18 protein-coding genes are annotated in these 21,943 nt (G+C 57.4%); 15 read left to right on the top strand and 3 right to left on the bottom strand.

All coding sequences use genetic code 11. The features are described 5' to 3' along the window. The first annotated feature begins 32 nt into the window (after window positions 1–32). On the top strand, window positions 33–500 hold the full coding sequence (locus KF767_12135; GenBank protein MBX3018632.1) for a hypothetical protein: 468 nt from the start codon (window positions 33–35) through the stop codon (window positions 498–500). On the opposite strand, the gene KF767_12130 is transcribed toward KF767_12135, so the two are convergent. After that, window positions 497–1,819 (bottom strand): sigma 54-interacting transcriptional regulator, encoded by a 1,323-nt coding sequence (locus KF767_12130; GenBank protein MBX3018631.1) that lies wholly within the window; start codon window positions 1,817–1,819, stop codon window positions 497–499. The genes KF767_12135 and KF767_12130 overlap by 4 nt on opposite strands. Window positions 1,820–1,973: 154 nt before the next feature. Here KF767_12130 and yihA point away from each other — a divergent pair, with 154 nt between their 5' ends. Genes yihA through KF767_12110 form a run of 4 tightly spaced genes read left to right on the top strand, consistent with a single transcriptional unit; the run spans window position 1,974 to window position 6,131 of the window. Beyond that, a complete protein-coding gene (gene yihA / locus KF767_12125) occupies window positions 1,974–2,606 on the top strand; it encodes a ribosome biogenesis GTP-binding protein YihA/YsxC (protein ID MBX3018630.1) in 633 nt (210 codons plus the stop codon). Continuing rightward, window positions 2,603–3,346 carry a 3-deoxy-manno-octulosonate cytidylyltransferase gene (kdsB, locus tag KF767_12120; GenBank protein ID MBX3018629.1) on the top strand — a complete coding sequence of 248 codons (744 nt, stop codon included), beginning with the start codon at window positions 2,603–2,605 and terminating at the stop codon, window positions 3,344–3,346. The genes yihA and kdsB overlap by 4 nt, the downstream gene beginning before the upstream one ends. Continuing rightward, a complete protein-coding gene (locus KF767_12115; protein MBX3018628.1) occupies window positions 3,343–5,118 on the top strand; it encodes a CTP synthase in 1,776 nt (591 codons plus the stop codon). The genes kdsB and KF767_12115 overlap by 4 nt, the downstream gene beginning before the upstream one ends. A gap of 53 nt (window positions 5,119–5,171) precedes the next feature. Then, on the top strand, window positions 5,172–6,131 hold the full coding sequence (locus KF767_12110) for a KpsF/GutQ family sugar-phosphate isomerase (protein ID MBX3018627.1): 960 nt from the start codon (window positions 5,172–5,174) through the stop codon (window positions 6,129–6,131). Between the two features lie 17 nt (window positions 6,132–6,148). Here KF767_12110 and KF767_12105 read toward each other — a convergent pair whose 3' ends face one another. Then, window positions 6,149–8,377, bottom strand: coding sequence for a GAF domain-containing protein (locus KF767_12105; protein ID MBX3018626.1), 2,229 nt, complete (start codon window positions 8,375–8,377; stop codon window positions 6,149–6,151). A 121-nt stretch (window positions 8,378–8,498) separates the two neighbouring features. Here KF767_12105 and KF767_12100 point away from each other — a divergent pair, with 121 nt between their 5' ends. Then, window positions 8,499–9,215: an iron-containing redox enzyme family protein gene (locus KF767_12100; protein MBX3018625.1), complete on the top strand. Its 717-nt coding sequence runs from the start codon at window positions 8,499–8,501 to the stop codon at window positions 9,213–9,215. Here the strand turns inward: KF767_12100 and KF767_12095 are convergent. After that, on the bottom strand, window positions 9,174–10,616 hold the full coding sequence (locus tag KF767_12095; GenBank protein MBX3018624.1) for a GNAT family N-acetyltransferase: 1,443 nt from the start codon (window positions 10,614–10,616) through the stop codon (window positions 9,174–9,176). The genes KF767_12100 and KF767_12095 overlap by 42 nt on opposite strands. 150 nt (window positions 10,617–10,766) lie before the next feature. Between KF767_12095 and KF767_12090 the strand changes: the two genes are divergently transcribed. From KF767_12090 to KF767_12050, 9 genes are all read left to right on the top strand, one after another. Then, window positions 10,767–11,285 (top strand): HAD hydrolase family protein, encoded by a 519-nt coding sequence (locus KF767_12090; protein MBX3018623.1) that lies wholly within the window; start codon window positions 10,767–10,769, stop codon window positions 11,283–11,285. A 1-nt stretch (window position 11,286) separates the two neighbouring features. Beyond that, on the top strand, window positions 11,287–12,006 hold the full coding sequence (locus tag KF767_12085; protein MBX3018622.1) for an outer membrane beta-barrel domain-containing protein: 720 nt from the start codon (window positions 11,287–11,289) through the stop codon (window positions 12,004–12,006). A 177-nt stretch (window positions 12,007–12,183) separates the two neighbouring features. Then, a complete protein-coding gene (locus KF767_12080) occupies window positions 12,184–12,981 on the top strand; it encodes an outer membrane beta-barrel domain-containing protein (protein ID MBX3018621.1) in 798 nt (265 codons plus the stop codon). Then, complete coding sequence (locus KF767_12075) at window positions 12,978–14,624, top strand: tetratricopeptide repeat protein (protein ID MBX3018620.1); 1,647 nt, start codon at window positions 12,978–12,980, stop codon at window positions 14,622–14,624. The genes KF767_12080 and KF767_12075 overlap by 4 nt, the downstream gene beginning before the upstream one ends. Window positions 14,625–14,627: 3 nt before the next feature. Then, window positions 14,628–17,879, top strand: coding sequence for a tetratricopeptide repeat protein (locus KF767_12070; protein MBX3018619.1), 3,252 nt, complete (start codon window positions 14,628–14,630; stop codon window positions 17,877–17,879). Between the two features lie 2 nt (window positions 17,880–17,881). Beyond that, window positions 17,882–18,775: a tetratricopeptide repeat protein gene (locus tag KF767_12065; protein MBX3018618.1), complete on the top strand. Its 894-nt coding sequence runs from the start codon at window positions 17,882–17,884 to the stop codon at window positions 18,773–18,775. An 85-nt stretch (window positions 18,776–18,860) separates the two neighbouring features. Continuing rightward, window positions 18,861–19,100, top strand: coding sequence for a hypothetical protein (locus KF767_12060; GenBank protein MBX3018617.1), 240 nt, complete (start codon window positions 18,861–18,863; stop codon window positions 19,098–19,100). 74 nt (window positions 19,101–19,174) lie between these two features. Next, the gene (locus KF767_12055) at window positions 19,175–21,244 is read left to right on the top strand and encodes a TonB family protein (protein MBX3018616.1); all 2,070 of its coding nucleotides are present in this window, start codon (window positions 19,175–19,177) and stop codon (window positions 21,242–21,244) included. A gap of 15 nt (window positions 21,245–21,259) precedes the next feature. Next, window positions 21,260–21,943, top strand: coding sequence for a MotA/TolQ/ExbB proton channel family protein (locus tag KF767_12050; GenBank protein ID MBX3018615.1), 684 nt, complete (start codon window positions 21,260–21,262; stop codon window positions 21,941–21,943).

The following is a 21,943-nucleotide window of genomic DNA, read 5'->3' as shown; positions in this document are numbered from 1 at the left end:
TCCCCTTAACACATTTCACGAAGGAGTCAGTCATGGCGAACGCCTGGCGCGGTCTTTTATTGTCCGCGGTGGTTCTTATTTTGTCTGGATGCGATTGGGAAGAATTGAAACGGGCGGCCCAGCGGCCTCCCGAAAATGAGCCGGTTCCATGTACGCTCTCGTTCATCCCGATGGGACGTACGCAGTACTATTTCAAACTCGGGCCGATCGAAAATCGTCGGGTCGAACTTTATATCAACGAAGCTTTGATCTGGACGTCGGAGGATCCCGATCGCCCCAAAGGCTGGGCGACCTACCACAACGGCGTTCTACGCTACATGTCCTTCGAGGACTTCGAAGAGATCCGGCTCGAAGAACGCGATACCGGCGGGATCAAACCCCGTGAGTCGTTGCAGTACAAGGTCTTGAACGGCGAGGGCGCGAACACGATGAACGATTGCGGCGCCAAGGTCCCGCGTCCCGCGCAGCTTTACTTCGAATTTTTGGCCGTGAATCCTTAGACTCCTGACGCCCCTTGCGCCTCGGGAATCGCCATCGCTTCACGGATGGCGCCTTCCAGGCCCGGGTATCCGGGTGCGTACTGGCGGGGGTCGATATTGTAGAGTTTCAAACGGTCGTGCAGGGTGCTTTTGGGCATTCCCAGATCCTGCGCGGTCCGGCGCTGGTTGCCGTGATTGGCGATCAGCCGCTTCACGATCATCTGGCGCTCCATCTCTTTGATGACGGGAAGGTCCACGGGAACCGGGGCGGGGGCGAGCGCTGCGCCCGGGAAACTCGGCAAGGGTGTACCGACGCTCGCGCGGTCCAAGATTTCGACGACGTCGGTCTCTTCCACTTGGCGTTGCGGAAAGAAGGCGGAGGCCCGCGCCACGGTGTTTTTCAACTCGCGGATGTTTCCGGGCCAAGTGTGTTTTTTGAGTTTTTGGATCGCGCCGTGCGAGAAACGCACGCGCATCTGCTTCGCAAATCCGTACAGAAGATCCTCGAAATCGTCCATCCGCTCGTTCAATGCCGGAGGCTGGATCGCGACGACGTTCAGACGATAGTAAAGATCCGTACGGAAACTTCCGGCGTGAATCTTTTCGATCAGATTTTGGTGAGTCGCGGCCAAGATGCGGACGTCGGTTTGGATCGTGCGGTCGCTTCCGACCGAGCGGATCTCGTTGTTTTCCAGCGCGCGCAGAAGTTTTGCTTGAAGCCCGTAGGGCAGGTCGCCGATCTCGTCCAAAAACAGGGTGCCGCCACGGGCGCTCTCGAAAGCCCCTTTGCGGTCGGCGATGGCGCCGGTGAAGCTGCCTTTCACGTGACCGAAGAGTTCCGATTCAACGAGGGTTTCGGTGAGGGCGCTGCAGTTCACGCGAACGAAGGGGCCATCGCGACGGGAAGAATAATTGTGAATGCTTTCGGCGAGGACTTCTTTCCCCGTACCGGAGGGACCCAAAAGCAGGACGGGGAAGGGGGATTGGGCGACCGAGGCGACCCGTTTCAGCTGCTCCTTCCAAGCGGGGCATTTCGAGGTCAAACCGAAAACGGGCTCGACGGTGATGGCTTGGAAAAGGCCGATGGCGTCACCGATGCGGATTTCGTCGCCGGGTTGCAGCCAGGCTTCGCTCACGCGGGTCCCGTTGACGAAGGTGCCGTGCTCACTGCGCAGGTCGCGGATCAGATAACCTTGTTCTTTGCGTTCGATACGGGCGTGGCGGTCGCTCGCTTTAGGCTCAGTGGCCCCGGGCCATTGGGCTTCGCGGCCGAGGGGGGTATGCTCGGAGAGCTCGAGACTTTGCGTACGGCCGGGGAAGCGGAGTTGGAATTCGTTCATAATCACCTCGCGAAGCGGTCATTTCAAAAGCAGTTCCAAGCCGGAAAGGCCTCAGGGGCCCGTATTTTCGAGATGAGGCGAGGGGATTGCCGCGGACTTCTATTGTCTAAGACTCGTTGTCCAAATTCGAAGAATCGACTAGTCTTTAAATCCCATGAGCCGTGTTGTCCGTTACCTGAAGAGCGCTCAATGGAGCAAAGATTTTCCCGACGGGAATAAACCCGAAATCGCCATCACCGGTCGGTCCAACGCCGGCAAAAGTTCCTTCCTCAATCACTGGGCGAAAAGCGACGTCGCGCGCGTGAGTCAGGCTCCGGGCCGGACGCGTTTACTCAATTTTTTCGAGGCCGCGAACGGCAAATACCGTTGGGTCGATCTGCCCGGATACGGCTTTGCGGCCCGCGGCCACGCCGAGCGCGACGAATGGGCCGAGATGATCGAGCTGTACTTGGCGGATCGGGACTGTCTGGTGGGCGCGATCCTCGTGATGGACTGCCGCCGCGAATGGTCCGAGGACGAAGAGGCGCTCAAAGAATTCATGAACACGACGGGGCGTTCGCTCTGCGTGGTCGCGACCAAAATCGACAAATTGAAACCGAACGAGGTCCGCAAGCTCGAGCAGTCTTTGCGTAAGGCTTCGGGGAGCCCGGTCTTCATGGTTTCGAACACCAAAAAAATCGGCGCGGAAGAAGTCGAAGAATTTCTTTTCAAGAGCTGGGTGTTGCCCGCGCTGAACGCGAAGAAAAAGACCAAACCCGTCGCCGACGAAGCGGTGGAGGGCGAATGAAAATTGCGATCGTCATTCCCGCGCGTTTTGCCTCGACCCGTTTTCCGGGTAAGCCGCTGGCGCTGGTGCAGGGAAAACCCATGATCGTACGAGTCGCGGAGAAATCGCGCGCGGCTTGGCCCGAAGCACAGGTCGTGGTCGCAACCGATGACGAGCGGATTCGCCAGGCGGTCGAGGCCGCAGGCTTTCAGGTCGCGATGACCCGCACCGACCATCCCTCGGGTTCGGATCGCATTCACGAGGCCGCGACGCAATTGGGTTTGGGCGCGGACGATCTGGTGGTGAACGTTCAGGGCGATGAGCCCCAGGTGCGCCGCGAGTGGATCGAAGCGTTGATCCGTCCGTTTCAGCGCGACGCTTCGCTGCGCATGTCGACGATCGCGCACGATCTGGGGGCCGAAGACCTGGAGTCGCCGAATGCCGTGAAGGCCATCGTGAACTCCAAATCCCACGCGATCTACTTCACCCGCTACGCCGCGCCGTATTCGCGGCAGAGCTTCGCGGAGATGGGCGCCGGTCCCGTGCTGAAGCATATGGGCTTTTACGCCTACCGGAAGGGCTTTTTAGATGAGTTCTGCGGCACCGTTCCGAGCTACTGCGAGCGGGCGGAAAGCCTGGAGCAGCTGCGGGCGCTCGAGATGGGGGAGCGGATCTTCGTGACCCGCGTTGAAGGCCGCAGCCTGGGAGTTGACACCCCGGACGATCTTGTAAAACTGAATGAAATCTGGAGGGATGAATGAAGACTTCGAAAAAGAAAACCAAAACGGCATCCCGACCCGCGCGCGCGAAAATTTCGACCAAAAAAACGACCAAAAAAGGATTCCAGCAGAAGTTCGTCTTCGTGACGGGCGGGGTCGTTTCGGGCATCGGTAAAGGACTGACGGCGGCGTCGCTGGGTTCGTTGCTGGAAGCGCGCGGGATCCGTATCTCCCTCATGAAGATGGACCCTTACCTCAACGTCGATCCGGGGACCATGTCGCCGCTGCAACACGGTGAGGTCTACGTCACCGAGGACGGCGCCGAGACCGATCTGGATCTGGGGCACTATGAGCGTTTCACGAACGTGAGCCTGACGCGGTCGAATTCGGTTTCCACCGGGCAGATCTACGACACCGTGATTTCGCGCGAACGTCGCGGCGACTATTTGGGCGGCACCGTCCAAGTCATTCCCCACATCACCGACGAAATCAAAGCCCGCATCTTCGAAGCCTCGCAGGGCGCGGAAGTGTCAATCGTGGAAATCGGCGGGACCGTGGGTGACATCGAATCGCTACCGTTCTTGGAAGCCATTCGTCAGATGCGCACCGATATCGGACACGAGAACTCGGTACTGATCCACGTCACCTACGTGCCGTACATCGGCGTGGTCGGTGAGTTGAAATCGAAACCCACGCAGCACTCGGTGAAAGAGCTGCGCGAAATCGGTCTGCAGCCGGACTTCCTGGTTTGCCGTACCGAGAAGCCGCTCGATCAAGGACTGAAAGCGAAGATCGGTCTGTTCTGCTCGCTGAAACCCGAACAGGTCATCGCCGCGCAGGATTCGTCGACGATCTACGAAGTGCCGTTGAAGTTGTCCCACGAAAATCTCGACGGTCTTTTGGTTGAGCGCCTGGGGCTCGAAGGCGGCAAACCGGACATCCGCGGTTGGGAAAATATCGTCAAGATCCTGAAACGTCCCGCGAAGACCGTGCGTATCGCCGTCGTCGGGAAATACGTCGATCTGCGTGAGTCCTACAAGTCGCTGCACGAGTCGATCGTGCACGGCGGGATCGCGAATAACTCGCGTGTCGAAATCGTCTACGTGGACTCCGACAAAGTGAACGACCGCAACGTCGTGCAGGCGCTATCGCAGGTTCACGGCATCTTGGTACCCGGGGGCTTCGGCGCCCGCGGCGTCGAGGGCAAGCTGGCGGCGATCAAGTTCGCGCGCGAGCGCCAGATTCCCTTCTTCGGTATTTGCTACGGCATGCAGCTCGCGGCGATCGAATTCGCCCGCAACGTTTGCGGTATTCGTGACGCGACTTCGCGTGAATGGCATGAGGACAAGAACGCGCGTGGAAGTTTCGTGATCGACATCATGAACGAGCAGCGTGGGATCCAGAACAAGGGCGGCACCATGCGCTTGGGCGCCTATAGCTGCAATCTGATGCCCGGCTCGAAAGCCCATCAGGTCTACAAGTCGAATCTGATTTTCGAACGCCACCGTCACCGCTTCGAATTCAACAACAAGTACAAAGCGTTGTTCGAAAAGAAGGGGATGAACGCGGCGGGAATCTGCAAAGAGCGCGATCTGGTCGAGATCGTCGAGCTTGTCGATCATCCGTGGTTCATCGGCGTGCAGTTCCACCCTGAATTCAAATCGAAACCCCTGGCTCCGCATCCGCTGTTCACGCAATTCGTGAAGGCGAGTTTGAAGAGCAAAGAGCTGCTGGAGCGCCGTTCGACGTCGAGTGTGAAAACCACATCCGCCGCCACCCGTGCGGGCGCGAAAGCGCTGAATATCCAGTCTTAGAGTCCATCTTAGGAAGGCGTTACCGAGTGTCCCGTACCGAACACAATTTAGAACTGGCGCGCAAAGTCCTCGAGATCGAATCGCAGGCGATCCTCGCCTTGAAGGACCGGCTGGACGAGAATTTTCAGAAAGCCGTCGAGCTGATCTTGGCTTGCGAAGGGAAGGTCGTGTGGACGGCCATCGGTAAAAGCGGTCACATCGCGCGTAAAATCGCGAGCACGATGTCTTCGACCGGTACGCCCGCGATGTTCCTGCATCCCGCGGAAAGTTCCCACGGCGATCTGGGGTTCGTCGAAAAGAAAGACCTCGTGGTCGCGATCAGTTACAGCGGCGGTTCGCAAGAGCTGTTGCCGATCTTGAGTTATTGCAGCCGCAAGGGCGTACCGCTCATCGCGCTGACGGCGAATCCCGAAAGCGAAATGGCGAAACGTGCGCAGGTCATCGTGGATCTGAAAATCCCGAAAGAGGCTTGCCCTTTGGGGCTGGCGCCGACGGCGTCTTCCACCGCGACGCTCGCGATCGGCGATGCGCTGGCGATGGTCGTGCTGGACGCGAAAGGTTTCCGCTCGGAGGACTTCTTCCAGAACCATCCGGGCGGGGGGATCGGCTTCCGTTTGTCGCAAGTGCGCGACCTGATGCACGGGGGCGCGGGACTGCCGATTCTGTCGCTGACGACGCCGATGCGCGAAGTCTTTTCGGTCATGAGCCGGGGCGACGTTCGTGGCGCGGCGGGCGTGTTGGATGAAAAAGAACAGTTGATCGGTATCGTGACCGACGGGGACATCCGCCGTCGTTTGGATGGCGATCAGGATCCGTTCTCGGGTACGGCTTCGGAGTTGATGTCCAAGAATCCCCGCACCATCGACGCCGCAGAGCTTGCGGAAAAAGCGCTCTTCTTGATGGAGCAATTCCGTATCAACGTGCTGTTCGTTCTGGATAAAGAGGCGCCAAATCCGCGTCGCCCCGTCGGGGTGATCCACGTTCAAGATCTCATCAGAGCGAAAGTGCGTTAGCACTCAAAGATCGTACGCTAAGCGCCGCGCCGGTCGATGCCGGGGGCGTGAATGCGCCCCTGCTCGGCGTAGTAACGGAAGACGCTATCTTCCAGAAGCGTCGCCGGCACCTCGAAGATCCGTTCTTCATTCTCGGATTCCACGATCTGCCGCAAAAGTTCCTTCGAGGCGCGGCGTTTCTGTTTGTCCGCGACGCTCAGGTGTCCGAAATATTCGTAAATGCGATTCAAGCCTTGGCGACCGTCGACGCTGAGGTGGCCGATCAGGCGGAAGTTTTCGGGCTCGCCAAAGGCATAAGTTTCTTCCGAGCAGACGATATCGACCCCGAATTTTTTCGTCAGGCCGTCCAGTCGCGAAGCCAGATTGACCGAATCCGAAACGACGCTGATGGAAAGGCGATCCTCGTAACCGACCGCGCCCAAGATCACGCGACCGAAGTGGATGCCCATGCCGGTGCGGATCAGTTTGCGGACGCCGCCCGAGCGGTGAACCTCGTTGAATTTCCGCAAGGCATGCTGGAATTCGGACGAGGCGCGTAGCGCGTCCTTGGGATCCATGAACAGCGCCATGATGCCATCGCCCATAAATTTGTCGATGATACCGTTGTTATTCTGAATCGTGGGCGCCAGATGCGTGAAGTAGGAATTCAGGAAGGCGATCGCGTCCGCAGGGGACATGATCTCGGACATCGAGGTGAAACCGCGGATGTCGCAGAACAGGACCGCCATCGAAATCTCTTTGCCCGCGCGGGCTTCGATGTCGGTCACCTTTTTGTAACCCAGAAGTTCGATGACCTGGAAAGGGACGAAACGACTGTAGGACTTCGCCATCATCTCGAGTTCGACGAATGCTTCGACGGCTTCGGCCTGCGCATGATGCTTTTCGAGGGCCATGGCGATCTGTTGTCCGGCCAGGGTCAGGATGTCCTTGTCCTCGACAGTCAGTTCGCGTTGCGAGTAGAAGGTATCCGCCAACAGCACGCCATGCGCCTTTTCGGCGGACCGAATCGGCACGGCCACGAAGGATTTCGACTGCGAGGCTTGCAGTAGCGCGCGGGACTCGGAATTCAAAGAATCAATGTGCGCCGCCACGTCGGAAATCAAGACGGGATGACCGAAGCGGTAGATGTTGGAAACTTTGGTCGGATCGCTGCTCGAGATGTCGATCGGCAGTTTGAACAACTTCACGTCTTGCGTGATCTGTGGATCCAAAACCGAATAGCCGCGAACCTCGAGCATTTGAATTTCGCTGTTGGCGAGCATCAAGACGACGCGGTCGAATGAAAGAACCGTCGTCAAAGCCTCGGTGGCCTTTTGCAAGATCTCGTCCTCGCTCGAGGTGTGCGAGAGCGCGGCGGTCAGTTGGTTGATCGCTTCGGCTTCGCTCAGGCGTCGTTGCAGCGAAATCTTCGCGTCCACGAGCATACGGTATTGCGTGTCGACGTGGGTGCGCGCCTGTTCGGACTCGTTCAGGGCCGAACGCAGATCCTGGGTGCTGCGGCGGGCGAAGTACATATACACGGCCAGAAAGCCGAAGCCGGCCAGCGCGCCGCCGGTCAGAAGGGAGTCCCCGACGATCCACTGATCGAATGCGAACGCGAGGATCGCGGCGAGCGAAGGGTAGAAGACTCCACGCAGAACGCGCCGATCGGCGATGGGATAGCTGAGGTTCAGTTTGTACTCGAGGTCTGAAACCTTCGTGGTCGAGGAACGCACGTCCGAGACGTTTTTCTCTTTCGCGAAACCGGCGTAGAAGCCCATCGAGTTGCGTACGATGTCGCTCATCGAGTCGACCAGAATCTGGCGTTCCGTTTTCGTGAGTTCGTTGTCCGAGGCGAGAATCCGGATTTCGATTTGACCCAGGCCCACCTTCCGGGCTTCGAAGCGCAGGGCCTTGTTGAACTGTCCGGTCAGGCGCCAGATGTTCGCGTAGATCTCTTCCAGCGGCATGAGCTTCATCGCGTAATACGCGGGGCCCATGATCTGCGGACTGAACGAGATTTGACCGACCTGGAATTCGAAGTCGGGTTCATGAACGTGTTTGCGGATCTCGGCCATGAAGCGCGAGTTGAACTCGATCGAAACCCAACCGTCGGCGCTTTGCAGATACTCGAAAGGTAGACCCGCGTTTTCGCAAAGCGCGCGCGTGTCGACCGTGGGGTAGTGATCCGCCAAATACTTCAGGTAGGATCGATAGATCCGAACGTGAAAGTGCTGTTTGGTGAGTTCGTAATTGAGGGCGGCCATCCACTCTATCTATCGGCAGAACATTAAGAATTTTAAATCCGACCGACGTACGACCAGCTTCGGTCGAGGCGCGTTTGTCATCGTCCGAATCCTCACGGAAACTGACCGCAGAGGTGCACGTATGGGGCTTTTCGAAGACGCGGTTGAAGTATGGAACCAAGAGATGGCGCAGCAGGCGACCCGTCCTTGGAATCGCCGCCTGGCGAGCGGGGACCTTGGTCTAGCTCACTACAAAGGCTTCCTCTTCGAAACGTATCATAACGCCGGCTTGAATCCGCAACTGCAGGCCTACGCGACGCTGTTCATCGACGGGCGGCCGCGTGACGCTTTCAAAAAGTTCTTCCAGCACGCGATTTCGGAGCTGGGTCACGATCTGCTCGCGATTGAAGATTTGGAAGCCTTGGGCGTTGCGCGCACTGAAGTTCTGTCGTCGGAACCTTTACCCGAAACCCGCGCTTTTTTCGCGAACACGGTTTACAGCATTCAATCGCGTGGACCGGCGTCTTATCTTTCCTACCTCTTTCATTTGGAATACACGCCGACCCAGAACGGGCCCGCGATCATGCAAATGCTGAAAGCGAAGGGCGTTCCCGAGGGCGCGCTGACCTTTCTGCACGAGCATTCGACGGTCGACATCAATCATCTGAAGTTGATGCGCACTTACCTGAGCGAGGTCGTACGCACGGAAGACGAACGTAAGCTTTTCCTGGGATGTTTGCGTGAGTGCATCGTGCTGCATACGCGGATGCTGGAAGCGGCTTTCGAGAACGGCGAAAAGATGTTCGGCGCGGACGCGTCAGTACATGCGGTCGGTTTGAATCTTCAGAAGTCGTCCTAAGGCCACCATCATTCGGTTCTTGAGGCGACGTCCCCAGGTCATTTCGATCAGACCGCGTTGATCCATGAACTGATTCATGTCCCGCCACAGATAGTTCCACACCAGCGGCGAAATCTGATTGCCGAAATCGGGCTGCGTGCGTTTGCCCACGATCACGTGGTGCTCCAGACCCGAGAGGTAGGGATGCGCGTAACTCATCCCGGTCTTTTTGAAGCCGAGTTTTTTGTAGAGCGGCCACAATTTCGCGTCGGTCGAGGTCGTGATATAGTCGCGGTCCCCGCAGACGGTCACTTTGTAGGTGTACTCGAACATGCGATTCAGCAGATCCGTTTTGCGATAGTCGGAATCCGTGCACAGACGCGAGATTTCCACCATCTGCGTTTTGGGCGGCATCGGTTTCGGGTAGCCGCCGACGAAGGCGCGTTCGGTATCCAACACTTCGTCGTCGTGACTCGGGAACGAGATCGCGACCGACGCGACGATCCGGTCGCCATGATAGCAAACCAGAATGCGGCTTTTGGGGTCCAGGGGCGCGGCCATATCCGCCGGAGTTTTGGTCGCGTCGATTTTGCCTGCCTCCAGATAGGCTTGGTAGCGAAGGTCGAGGACAGCTTCGTATTCCTCTTGCGTGCGGACGAAACGAAAGCGAAACCCGTTGCTGACGCGATTCACGGTGAATCCGTATTTGCGAACGTCGGAGGGGGATTTTTCGCAAATGAAGATGAGCTGGTGCGCCAGCCACTCCAGGAAGGACTTGGGCGCGCGCGTGATCGTGGCATCGACCAGGACCGAGCGCCCGTCGCCACGACGAACATTTTGAATCTCGATTTCCAGTCCGTCGCTGTCCCGCGAACCTCCCAGAATCCAGACTTTCAGTTTTTGCCCTCGGAATAAAATGACTTCCGAGTCATAAAAAATGAATCCCAGATGCGTCGCCGAGACATGGGACACCCGCAAGTGCCCGCGCTCCAGGAACATATAGGGCTTGTAGAAAAATCCGGTAATCGCGAAGTAGTCGGGAAGTTCGAACCGGACAACATCGCTTTCGGATTTCCACGGGTGCGGCACGCCGACTTGTCCCGCGAATTCGACGCCGATGCGGGCGGCCGAACCCAACGGCGCGATCCAGCAGACCCGCGCGGTGTAAGAAAGTGCGGCGCCGTCCGGGAAGTGAATATGCAGGCTGATCTCGGTTCCTTGCTGGAAACGCGAGTCGTCGCTTCCGCGATAGACGATGCTTGCGCCAAAAGAATTGAGGTCGAAGACTTCGACTTCAAAACGATCGGTGGGGCTGAGGATAACGTGGGCCTTGATCCCGTCACTGAGACGGATCTCCAAACGACTTTGATGTCGCTGGGTCATCTCGGGGTTTTTGGGTTTCAGCTGGCGGGCGGTGCTCACTTTTGATTATCGACGGGCGGGATCGGCGGCTTGACTCATAATCGAGGTGTTACGCAATTCGCGCGGACTTTGATTCATTCTCACGACGTAAGTCGTGAGGGGACGCGCGTGCGGTTGCCCTTGGCGTGAATTTTCCAAACAATAAGTCAGATGGCTGATCTGAGCGAAAGATTGAAGAAAATCCGGATGTTGATTCTGGATGTCGATGGCGTCATGACCGACTGCCGAGTCTTTATGGATTCGAGCGGAGAGTGGCGGCGTTTCTTTTCGATTCGCGACGGCTACGGGATCGCCCGCCTGAAAGAGGCGGGTTTCAAGACGGCCGTGATCACCGGATCGAAGGCGCGCGATATTCAAGAGCGCGTGCGCCATTTGCAAATTGATTTTTTTTACGAAGGGCATCTCGAAAAGATGTCTTGTCTTCAAGAGCTCGCGCAGACGTCCGGACTCAAGTTCGAAGAAATGGCCTATATGGGCGACGATGAATTTGACGTCCCGATCCTCGAAGCCGTGGGGTTCGCCGCCACGGTCAGTGACGCCATGGAGAGCGCGCAGAAGTGCGCGCACTACGTCGCGAAACGCCCCGCCGGGAATGGGGCGGTTCGGGAAATCTGCGAACTTCTGATGAAACACGCAACGCCGAAACCGGCCACGGGTAAGGACAAATAGCATGGCTTCGAAATACTTCCTGCAATCCGCTTTCCTGATGCTCGCTTTGTCCTTGTCATCGGTGGCTTTCGCTCAGCTCGACGTTCCCGAAGAGGAACTCGCGAAGGAATCCGTCCTGCCTCGTTTCGAGCGTGGCGAGGCCGTGAAGAATCGTTTGGTGACGACTGCGGGCCGTCTGGAACTCGGGGCCTACGCGGGTTGGAACTTCACCGAGCCGATCTATAATCAAACGAAGGCGGGCCTGAATCTGGGCTACCACTTCGACGAAACCCACGCCTTCATGATCAATTTCGTGAAGTGGATGGACGGGCGAAACGCGCAGTACACCGATCTTCTGGCGAAACAGGGTCTTGATTTCAACCGCGCGCCGAATTTGGAAATGGCCGTGTGGGGAAACTACGAGATGAAGGCTTACTACGGCAAAATGTCGATGTCGAAATACGCCGTCACGAATCTGCATTTGTACCCGATCATGGGCATCGGTATGTCCAAGTACACGCACAAGGTCTATCCGGGCGTGAACGCGGGGTTGGGCATGAAGTTTTACTTCACCAACAGCGTCGCCTTACGCTTCGACTTCAAATTGCAAATGGCCCAAGGGGTGAATCCGTTCTTGCGCGGAGGCATCTTGACCGGAAATCCCAAGCCGTCGCCCAGCGATTTCGAAGACAAATTTTATCTCGGCACAATCCTCGACGCCGGCTTCACCATCCTTCTGTAACAGAATAGTCCTTCTAACATCGACAGAGGTCGAGAGCTGCGCTTGCAAACTACTTTTTTGCAAGTCGCTTCGCTATCTTAGAATGACAGGAGCAATCCGCACATGATCGAACCGCGCTCGGGTTTTGTCCCACCATTTCGTATTTTTTGGGCGAAGACAATTTGTCTCAGCCTTCTCGTGTTCGCCGTCGCGCGTCCGTCCTTCGCGCAAGATATGGGTGAAGAACCGGATGTTGACCTCGACACCATCGAAGCGGAAATCGATCGCGGTGGTTCGGCCCCGGGCGGCACACAGGCTCCGGCGAAAACTCAAGAAACTCCTGAGCCGAATTTGAAAGAGCCCGAGCGGCTTTCGGATCTCGGTAAGCTCCAACCTTTCAGTGAAGTGTCGGTGATCCAACGTCGCTTCTTGCCGAAGACCGAACGTTTTCAGTTCTTCATGGGCTTTACCGCGATCTCGAATGATCCCTGGTTCTGGGGCGTCGGCGGCGCGGGCCGTCTGGGCTATCACTTCACCGAGTCCCTGGCGATCGAAGCGAACTTCGCCTTCCTGTCGAGTTCGGAAAAAGACGCCGTTCGCGATCTGCGCAATAACAACTTGGTCAAAACCGACTCGATCATCTCGGCGCAAAACTACCTGGGCGCCGATTTGGTTTGGTCGCCGATCTACGGCAAGATGAGTCTGTTCAACCGCCGGATCGTGCCGTTCGATATGTACTTCTCGATCGGGGGCGGACAGGCGGGCATCACGAACGCGAAGCAGTCCTCGGCGACCGCGTTTCACGTGGGCGGCGGTCAGATCTTCGCAATGTCGAAAGGCATCGGCTTCCGTTGGGATCTGAGCTGGAATTTCTATAACGCGACTCCGAACCCGCCTCCCGGATCGACGGGAACGCCCCCCGGGGAAAGTCAGTTCAACAACCTCTTGCTGACGATCGGCGCCAGCTTCTTCTTCCCGGAGGCGAAGTACAGATGAGAAAATCAAACCTGATTCTAATCGGCCTTTGTCTGACTTTGATGACCGGTGAAGCTTACGCGCAATCCTCGGGATCGCGTGGGAAATCGGGTCGCGTGATCCGTCCCGGTGCGGGCGGTAAGCAGAATGTGAAACGTCCGAATACGGGAACCGCGCGCCCCTCGCGTCCGGCACGTCCCGCCACGGGCCGCTCCGGAGTCACGCCCGCGAATCAATTGACTCAAGCGTTGCAACTCGTGCGCGCCGGTCAACATTTGCAGGCCGCGCCCCAACTTTACAGCCTGTCCCGTCGCCCGGAGTTCACCAGCGAGCGGATGCAGATTAAGTACATCTTGGGCGTCTCGTTAATGGAACTGAAGCTTTACCAAATCGCCGCGTTCCAATTCGTCGACGTCGTTCGTCGCGGCGATAGCAAGTACGTCCGTCAGGCCCTCGAGAAGCTTTCGATCGTGGCCGATCAGCTCGGCGACGATACGCTTTTGAACTACGCGATTTCGAAAGTGCGCGTGGATGAGTTCCCGCCGAACCAGAAAGACATCGTCTATTACCGTTTGGGCGAGATTCGGCAGAAAAACCGCAATCCCACCGAAGCGGAACAGCTTTTCGGCCGGGTGACCCAGAACAGCCGGTACTACCAAGCGGCCCAGTACCGTCGCGGGACGGCGCTACTTGAAGGCAACCGCCCCAAAGAAGCCATTCCGATTTTCGAAGACATCTTGAACAGCCGCGCGGGTGCTCCCGTGACGGATTTGACGAAGGTGCAGGCGCAGATCGCCCTGGCCCGTTCGTACTACCAGATGCAGGACTGGGATCGCGCGCTGGAGTATTACCGCGATATCCCGCGCGATACCGAGATCTGGCATGACTCTTTGTTCGAATCGACCTGGGCGTCGCTGCGGGCGGCGAAATTCCGGACGACGTTGAGCGCGCTGCAGTCCCTGCACTCGGCCTTCTACGAGGACTACTTCATCCCCGAAAGTTTGCTCGTTCGCGGGATCGTTTACCTCTACATCTGTAAGTTTGACGAGACCGACAAGACGCTCAACTTGTTCGAGAAGACCTACCAGCCCGTGCTGACCTCGATCGACCGCTACCTGCAGTCGGTGAAAGATCCGATCCATTATTTCAATGAAATTGAACGTGCCTACACGATTCGTCGCGACCGCAAGCCCATCATGGGCTTGAAAGTCCCGTACATGGTTTCGCGTCGTATCCTGGACGAGGGGGACGTGAAACGTTCCTTCCAATATATGCGGTCGCTGAACGACGAGCGTTTGAAGCTTGAGAGCTACGGCGGCTTCGCGCGTAGCCCGCTGGGCGTCTATTCGTTGAAGGTCCTTTCGAACCGCTTCAAAAACACCAAAATCGCGGTCGGCGAGATGGTGCGCGCGCACCTGGTAAACATCCGTTCGGATATGCGCGACTTCTTCGAACAGGCGAGCTTCATCCGTTACGAGACGATCAACGGTAAGAAGGAAATCCTGAAGAAGAAAATCGCCGGTAAAGAAAATGAGGCCGTGGACGACAATATCGACCGCGATTTCTATATCCAGAACGGATTCGAATACTGGCCGTTCCAGGGTGAATACTGGATCGATGAAATCGGGAACTATCATTATCTCGGAAAACAGAACTGCGAGTAAGCGATGACAGTGCAAAAGCCGAAATCCATTCCGAAGTTCCTTCTCGTGACCGTGCTGACGGCCTTGGTTGCCGCGGGCACGAGCGCTTCCGCGCAGAACAACCGCTCGAAGTCCAAGGCGAAACCCGCGGCCCGCGGCAAAGCGCCGTCGCAGCAAGGGGTTTCGAGTCAGCGTAAGACAGTGGGTGAGCTCTTCAAAAGCGCGGATCGCGGTCAGAACGTCGATCTGGGAAACAAAGGCGATACCTCGCTGCCCACCGTGCAGAAGGATCTTTTCAACCAGAAAGCCACGTCAAACGTGAATCTGGGGGAAGTGAAGCCGCCCCGTACGCGCAATTTCTATCAGGACGGCAATGACGACAAAGCGCGCCTCGAGTCGATCACCGATCGTCAGATCAACGAACTTTTCAAGCTGACCCAACGCTTTAAGTCCTCGCCCCAGCGCGGGGAGTTGTGGTTGCGCTTGGCGGAACTATATGTGGAAAAGGCGGGGATCATCGATTTCCGCAAACAGGATGAATACGACGCCAAATTGAAAGCGTTCGAGGAAGGCAAAACGAAAGTTCGCCCCAAACTCGATGCCTCGGAAGCCCGCGAGTACAACCAGAAGGCGATCCAGCTTTACGAATGGTTCGTGCGCGACTTCCCGAAAGATCCCAAGATCGATCAAGCGCTTTTCTTCCTGGGTTACAACTACTACGAAGTCGGCAACACCAAGAAGGGGACCGAGTACTACACCCGTTTGACCGAAAACTATCCCCGTAGCCCGTACCTGGTTGAATCGTCGTTCGCTCTGGCGGAGTTCTACTTCGAGAACGAAAAGTGGGCCGAAGCGAAAACCTTCTACGACAAAGTCACCCGCAATCGTAAGCATCGTTTGTACGTCTTCTCGATGTACAAATCGGCGTGGTGTTTGTTCCGCGGCGGCAATGCGAAGCAAGCTTTGGTCGTCATGGAGCGCCTGATTCGTGAATCGAAGCAGGAAGCCATGGTGGCCGAGGCGGGGAACAAGAAGCTGAACAAAGGACGTCTCGAGGCCGAGGGTCTGCGTGACATGGTCCTTTTCTACTCGGAAGTGGGCGATGCGCAGAATGCGCCCCGCTACTTCCAGTCGCTCGCCGGCAAAGATGCGGGCAATTATCTGGAAAAACTCGCGTACTTCTACGCGGACAAAGGAAACCGCGAAGGCGCGCGTTTCCTGTTCAACTACTTGATCGAGCGCAATCCGACCTCGCCGAAGGCATTCGATTACAAGTACCAGATCGTGCAAACCTATTCGACCGCGAACCGTACGCGTGAGTTCCGTGAAGAACTTTACTCTTGGGTGAAGGACTTCTCGGCGACGACGGCGTGGGGACAGGCGAACAAGGCGAACAAAGACCTGGTGGACAACTCGAACAAGCTGCGCGAACAGACGCTGCGCACTTGGGTTCTGCAACAGCACCAGACGGCGCAGAACGCGCGGACGCCCTTCGCGCAGGGTCTGGCCTACGAAGGCTATCGTTTGTATCTGACCGAGTTCGGCTCGGCACCGCAGGCGCCGGACATGCACTTCTATTACGGGGAACTTTTGTACGACATGGGTCGTTTCGACGACGCCGGCGCGCGGTACAAGTGGGTCGTGGATAACGCTCCCACTTCGAAGTTCGCGGCCAAAGCGGGCGAAAACATGGTCCTCGCATTGGAAAAGAACGTCCCCAAGGATGAAGAGATCGTCGAGAAGGTCGGCAAAACCGTCGACCCCGTCCCGCTCGATCCCAAAGTGGAAAAGTTCGTCCAGGCGGGAGCTTGGTACGTGCAGAAGTTCCCGAATACGGAAAAGACGCCCGAGATTCGCTTCCGTATCGCGCGTCTGCTTTATCAGCACAACCAGTTCGATCGTGCGGAACCGGCCTTCAAGGAAATCATCCAGAAGTATCCGAAAACGAAGTACGCGGAGTACTCGGCGAACCTGCTGCTGGATTTGTACAACCTGAAGAAAGACTACGCCGGCCTGGAGAAAACCGGTCGGGAACTTCTGCAAGGTCCCCTCGCAAACTCGCAGGTGGGCGCGGATATCCGCGGCATCCTCGAGAAGGCGAACTTCAAAAAAGCGCAAGAGCTGGAAGCCCAGAAGGAATACGGCAAATCCGCCGATCAGTTCGACGCTTTCGCCCGTCAGAATCCGAAGTCGGATTTAGCTTTGACCGCGATGTTCAACGCCGCGATCAACCACGAGCGTGCGGGGGCGACGGCCAAAGCGATTGGCGCGCACAACGCGATCCTGAAGTCGAACGACAAAAACGCGACGAAGTATAAGCCCCGTTCGCGCCGGATCATCGCCAAGTTGTATCAAGATTCGGGTCTGCTGGAAGAAGCGGCGACCGCGTTTGAGCAGACGGCGATCGAAGCCGGTAACGATCCCATCGCGGGCAACTTGTTCTTCAACGCCGCGGTGATCAACGAGGCCCTGGGCCGCGATACCGCCGCCGTGAAGAACTACGAAGCGTTCATGGCGAAGACGAAGAAGGCGAAGGACCGCGCGGATGCGCACTATTCCATCGCCACGATTCACCGCAAGAACAAGCGTCTGACCCGCGCGATCGAGCATTACAAAGAGTTCCTGAACTACGGCGGAACCGAGCAAGAAAAGAACGTCGAAAGCGCGTATCACATCTACGAGTTGAGTCGTCGCGTGGGACGCACGACCGACGCGGAAGAGTGGAAACGCAAGACGGTCGGCATGCAGGCGCGCTACGCTCCGAACAAGAAGGGCGTGGGCGCGAGCTACGCCGCGAAGATCAAGTTCTTGGATACCCAAGAGACGTACACCGAGCTTCGTCGGATCTCGCTGCGCAACCCCAGCAAGCTGAAGCAAAACGTGGATGAAAAGATCTCGTTCCTGACCCGTCTGAACAAGGAACTGGCCAACGTGATCGCGTACGATTCTCCGGAAGAGGTCGTGGCGAGTTTGTATCTGCTGGGTCAGGCGAACTTGCACATGGGCGAGTCGCTGACCGGATCGCCGGTTCCGGGCGAACTGAAAGCGCCGGAAGAGATCGCGCAGTACAAGGCGGGCGTGCAGAAGCTGGCCGATCCGTTCTTCGCGAAGGCGAAAGAATCTTTGAAGGCCGCGATCGACAAAGGCAACGAGTTCGAGACCTACTCGCCCGAGTATAAGAAAGCGCGTGAGATGCTGGGCAAATGGGAGCCGAAGGAAGTTTACTTCGGTGGCGAGCGGGCCTCGGAGTTTAAACAGACGGGCTGGGCGAACTAATCATGGGAACCGCGAATATGAAATCCGAAATGAAGTTGTTGGCGGCCGCACTGTTGGTTTCAACCCTGGCGGCGTGTTCTTCCAGCGAGAAGTCCGCGGAGAGTGAAGGCGGCGCAGGCGGTAGCGATACGATTTCGGTCGAGACGCCTTCGTCGGCATCCTCATCGAAAACGGATAGCGCGACGGAGGCCCCAACGGCTCCGGCAGCGAAGGCGCCCACGGCCCAGCAGGCGGCGAGTGCGCTCAACGATGCCCATCGGAAAAATGATGATGAGCTTTTGCAACGGGTGGCTTCGGGGCTGCTCGCGCAAAATCCTTCGGATGCGAAGGCGCTGCATGCATTGGGACTCGTGAACTATCGCCGTGGCCGTTATCTGGCGGCGATGTACTACTTCAACAATGCTTTGAAACATAATCCCAACATGAGCGACTGCTACACGAATATGGGGCTCACGCAGCTTGCGCTGGATGAACGTCGGGATGCGATTCGCTCTTTCAAAAAAGCGATGGAGCTCAACTCGAATGACGGCGCGGCGGCGGCGAACTTGGGTTCGATCTATTCGGCGGAAGGCGATTACGTCAAAGCGCAGATGGTCCTCGACCGCGCGATCAAGGCGGGGATCAAAGATTCGCGGATTTTCAACAACTACGGGATCGCTTTGACCGCGACCGGGAAGTACGAAGACGCGAAAGAGATCTACAAAGAAGCGATCAAACTCGACCGTAACAATAGGGACGCCCTTTTTAACTTCGCAATCCTACAGGTAGATCATCTGAACGATTGGAATGGTGGGCTTGATACTTTGAATCAGCTCCGCTTCCTCGGTCTGGCTGATGGTATGAGGGACCGAATTAATGCGTTGGAAAATAAAGCAAAGTCAGGCTCTAATAAGTAGTGAGCGCGGGAATTGCAGCATGAAATTATTGACGACGATTCTAGTTCTATTCGTGTCGTTCGCCTCTTTTCAGAGAGGTGGATTCGTGCGTGCATTCGAGAATGCGCAAGCACAAGCCAAGGGTAAACCCGCCGCGGGTGAAAAAACCAAGTCGCTGAGCTTCGAAGATGAATTGGTCGAAGGCGCGACGGCGAAGCCCGAGCTGTTCTACCTCTTCCAAAAGAAGAACTTCAACTTCAAGCGACTCATCAAACTCCGTGAGAATTTTGTGCCGGAAATGAGAAGAACATCTGAAGACGTGCAGCGCGGGCGGGGTTCAAATTGAAGACACCGATTATTCTCCGGATCTTTAAAGGCGGGAATCTTCTCGAGGTCAAACAATACGACCTCGACCAGATCATCTTCGGTCACGAAGGTGAAGTTCACGTCGATCTTCCGGACTCGTCCGTATCGCCGATTCACGCGCTGATCGAATTGCGCGATTCGGGTTATTACATCTGTGATTTGGGTTCGCAGTCGGGAACGACCAAAAATGGTAAGCCGATTTTGGATGAGCCCATTTCTTCGGGCGATCAAATCGGTTTTGGTCCATTCACCATTCATTTCTTCGTCGGCGTACCGAAACCGAAGGCGCCGCCGAGCGTGACGGTTCCCGGAGCGACACCGACGCCCCCGGCGGCCTTGGACGCCACGACCGAAAAAACGAAAAATCTGAATCCCAACGAAGGGCTTTCGACGACTCCGCAGATTTGGGCGGTGCAAACGCCTCCCGCCGCGAAGGCGACGACGCCCCAGGCTCCTCCGTCAATCCCCTCGCAGGGTGGAGGCGGTCTTTCCGTCGCCACGGTTACGACTCCGGCCTCGTCGGCTCCGCCGAAGTTGCCGGATTCCGTGCGCACGCCGAGCGTGGGTGGCACTCATAAAACGAAACACAAAGAAGGCTTCGCTCCCCCGTCGGAGATCAAGGACCTTCGCGATTACCTGCGTCCCACGAAGGGACCCATCGTCGAGGTCATTACGGCTTGGCGCGAGCGCATTCTGCAAACGCACCACTTCGTCGGCACCCGCGTTCTGAACCTGGGACCGAAGGGCGACGTCTTTGCGCCGATTCAATACGTTCCGCAGCCCATGCCGTTCATCGAACTGCAGGGTGGAACACGTATCTTCGTTCCCGATTCCGTGACCGCCGAGACGATCAATCTGAGCGGTCGCGCGGACATGAACGAACTGCAGCGCCAAGGGAAGGCGACTCGCCAGGCGGCGGGCACCGCGATCCGTTTGGATCAGGGTGATCTGGTCGCGATGACTTTCGGTGACGGCAACTTTCAAATTTTCGTTCGCTTCGTGCCGGCCGCACCGGTGCCGATCCTCGCTTCGCCGATCAATTTGAGCGCGGGTGAGCTGACGGCGATGGTCGGTTCGATCATCTTGGCGATTCTGTTCTCGGTGTACGTGTCGACATTGACGCCGCCTGAGCAGCCGAAGCCCGAAGAAGAAATGCGGGTCGCGCAGTTCGTCTACAACAAGCCGACGAACCCGACTCCCACGCCGACGCCCACGCCGCCTCCGCCCCCGCAACCCACACCTCCGCCGCCTCCGCGCGCGACGCCCACTCCGCGTCCCACGCCGACGCCTCCGCCGAAGGTGATCAAGGTGTCCGAGACGGCCAAGGCCGCGCAGGCAAAGAATCCCTCGCAAGCAGCCACCGCGGAGCGTGCGGCGACTCGTGCGGCGGAAGTGCGTCCGAAGCCTTCGCTGGATAGACAAAAGACCATGACATCGACCCGCCAAGGTGGCGCGGTGAAAATGGGTGAAAAGGCCGGCGCGAATGCGCAGTCCGCGAAAGACGTGACGAAGACGGGACTTCTCAGCGCCTTCGGTGGCGGCGGGATCAACTCCAAACTGGATAAAGCCTACTCGGGAGCCGGCGAGCTTCTGGGGATGGCGGATAAGTCGAGCGGAACCTCGGGTCAGAACGAAAACCGCGCCGGTGACGGCATCGGTTCACGTTTCAAAGACTCGGGCGCCGGTGGTAAAGGCACCGCGACCGAAGGGATCGCGGGCGTCGGCACCAAAGGCCGCGCGGGCGGAACCTCGGCGTACGGTGGGATCGGATCGGGCGGTAAGGGCTCGGTCGCGATTGATGCCGGAGGATCGGAAGAAGTCTTCGAAGGATCGATCGATCGCGAGGCCGTTCGTCGCGTGATCCGCAGTATCCTGTCACAGATCAAGTCGTGCTACGAGCGTCGCTTACGCAACAACTCGGGCCTTGAAGGTAAAGTCGTCATCCGGTTCGTGATCGAAGAGCAAGGCCGCGTCCGTCGCGCGGATACGAAGAGCTCGACGTTGAACGATCGTGATGTCGAGGCCTGCGTCGCGATGCGGATTCGCGAACAGCGCTTCCCCGATCCGCCCGCGGGAACGATCGCGGAAGTGGATTATCCCTTTGTTTTCGGAATGCAAAAGTAATTTACGAGGAGAAATATGGAACCTACAGCAGCAGCAGTCGCCCAAGTCCCCCAAGAGCATCAGTTTTGGCTGATCAAGGCCTTCCAAGAGGGTGGCCCCGTCATGATCATCATCTTGCTGATCTTGATCGCCACGATCGGTATCATCGCGAAGCGCTTCATGGACTTCGGCAGCCTTTTGGTTGATCGCAAAGACTTCATGGATCAGATCTTCGGAATGGTCATCCGCGGCGATATCCGCCAGGCCATCGCATTTTGTGATGCGCGTCCGGCTCCGCTTCCCAACGTCATCAAGGCCGGCTTGGTGCAGGCGATGAACAAACGTCCCGACGAAGAAGTACAAGTGGCGATGGATGCTTCGGTCCTGCGCGAACAGCCCCGCATCGAAGGTTCGGCGGCTTATCTGGCGGTCACCGGTAACATCGCGGTCCTCGCGGGTCTGCTCGGAACCATCATCGGTATGATCCAATCGTTCTCGGCGGTCGCGGCGGCGGATCCCGCTTCGAAAGCGGAAGAACTCTCGAAAGGTATCTCGCACGCCCTGAACTGTACGGCGTTCGGTCTTTCGGTCGCGATCATCTCGATCGTTGCTTACGGTTATTTCATGCAGAAAATCCAACGCGCGGAAAACGAAATTCTCGAAAGCTCGATGAGCCTGATGAATCTCGTGACCGCAAACCGGGATAAGATCCGGGAGTAA

Source organism: Pseudobdellovibrionaceae bacterium, assembly GCA_019637875.1.
Taxonomy (GTDB): domain Bacteria; phylum Bdellovibrionota; class Bdellovibrionia; order Bdellovibrionales; family Bdellovibrionaceae; genus JAHBUW01.
This window is presented reverse-complemented; position numbering and strand designations above follow the sequence as displayed.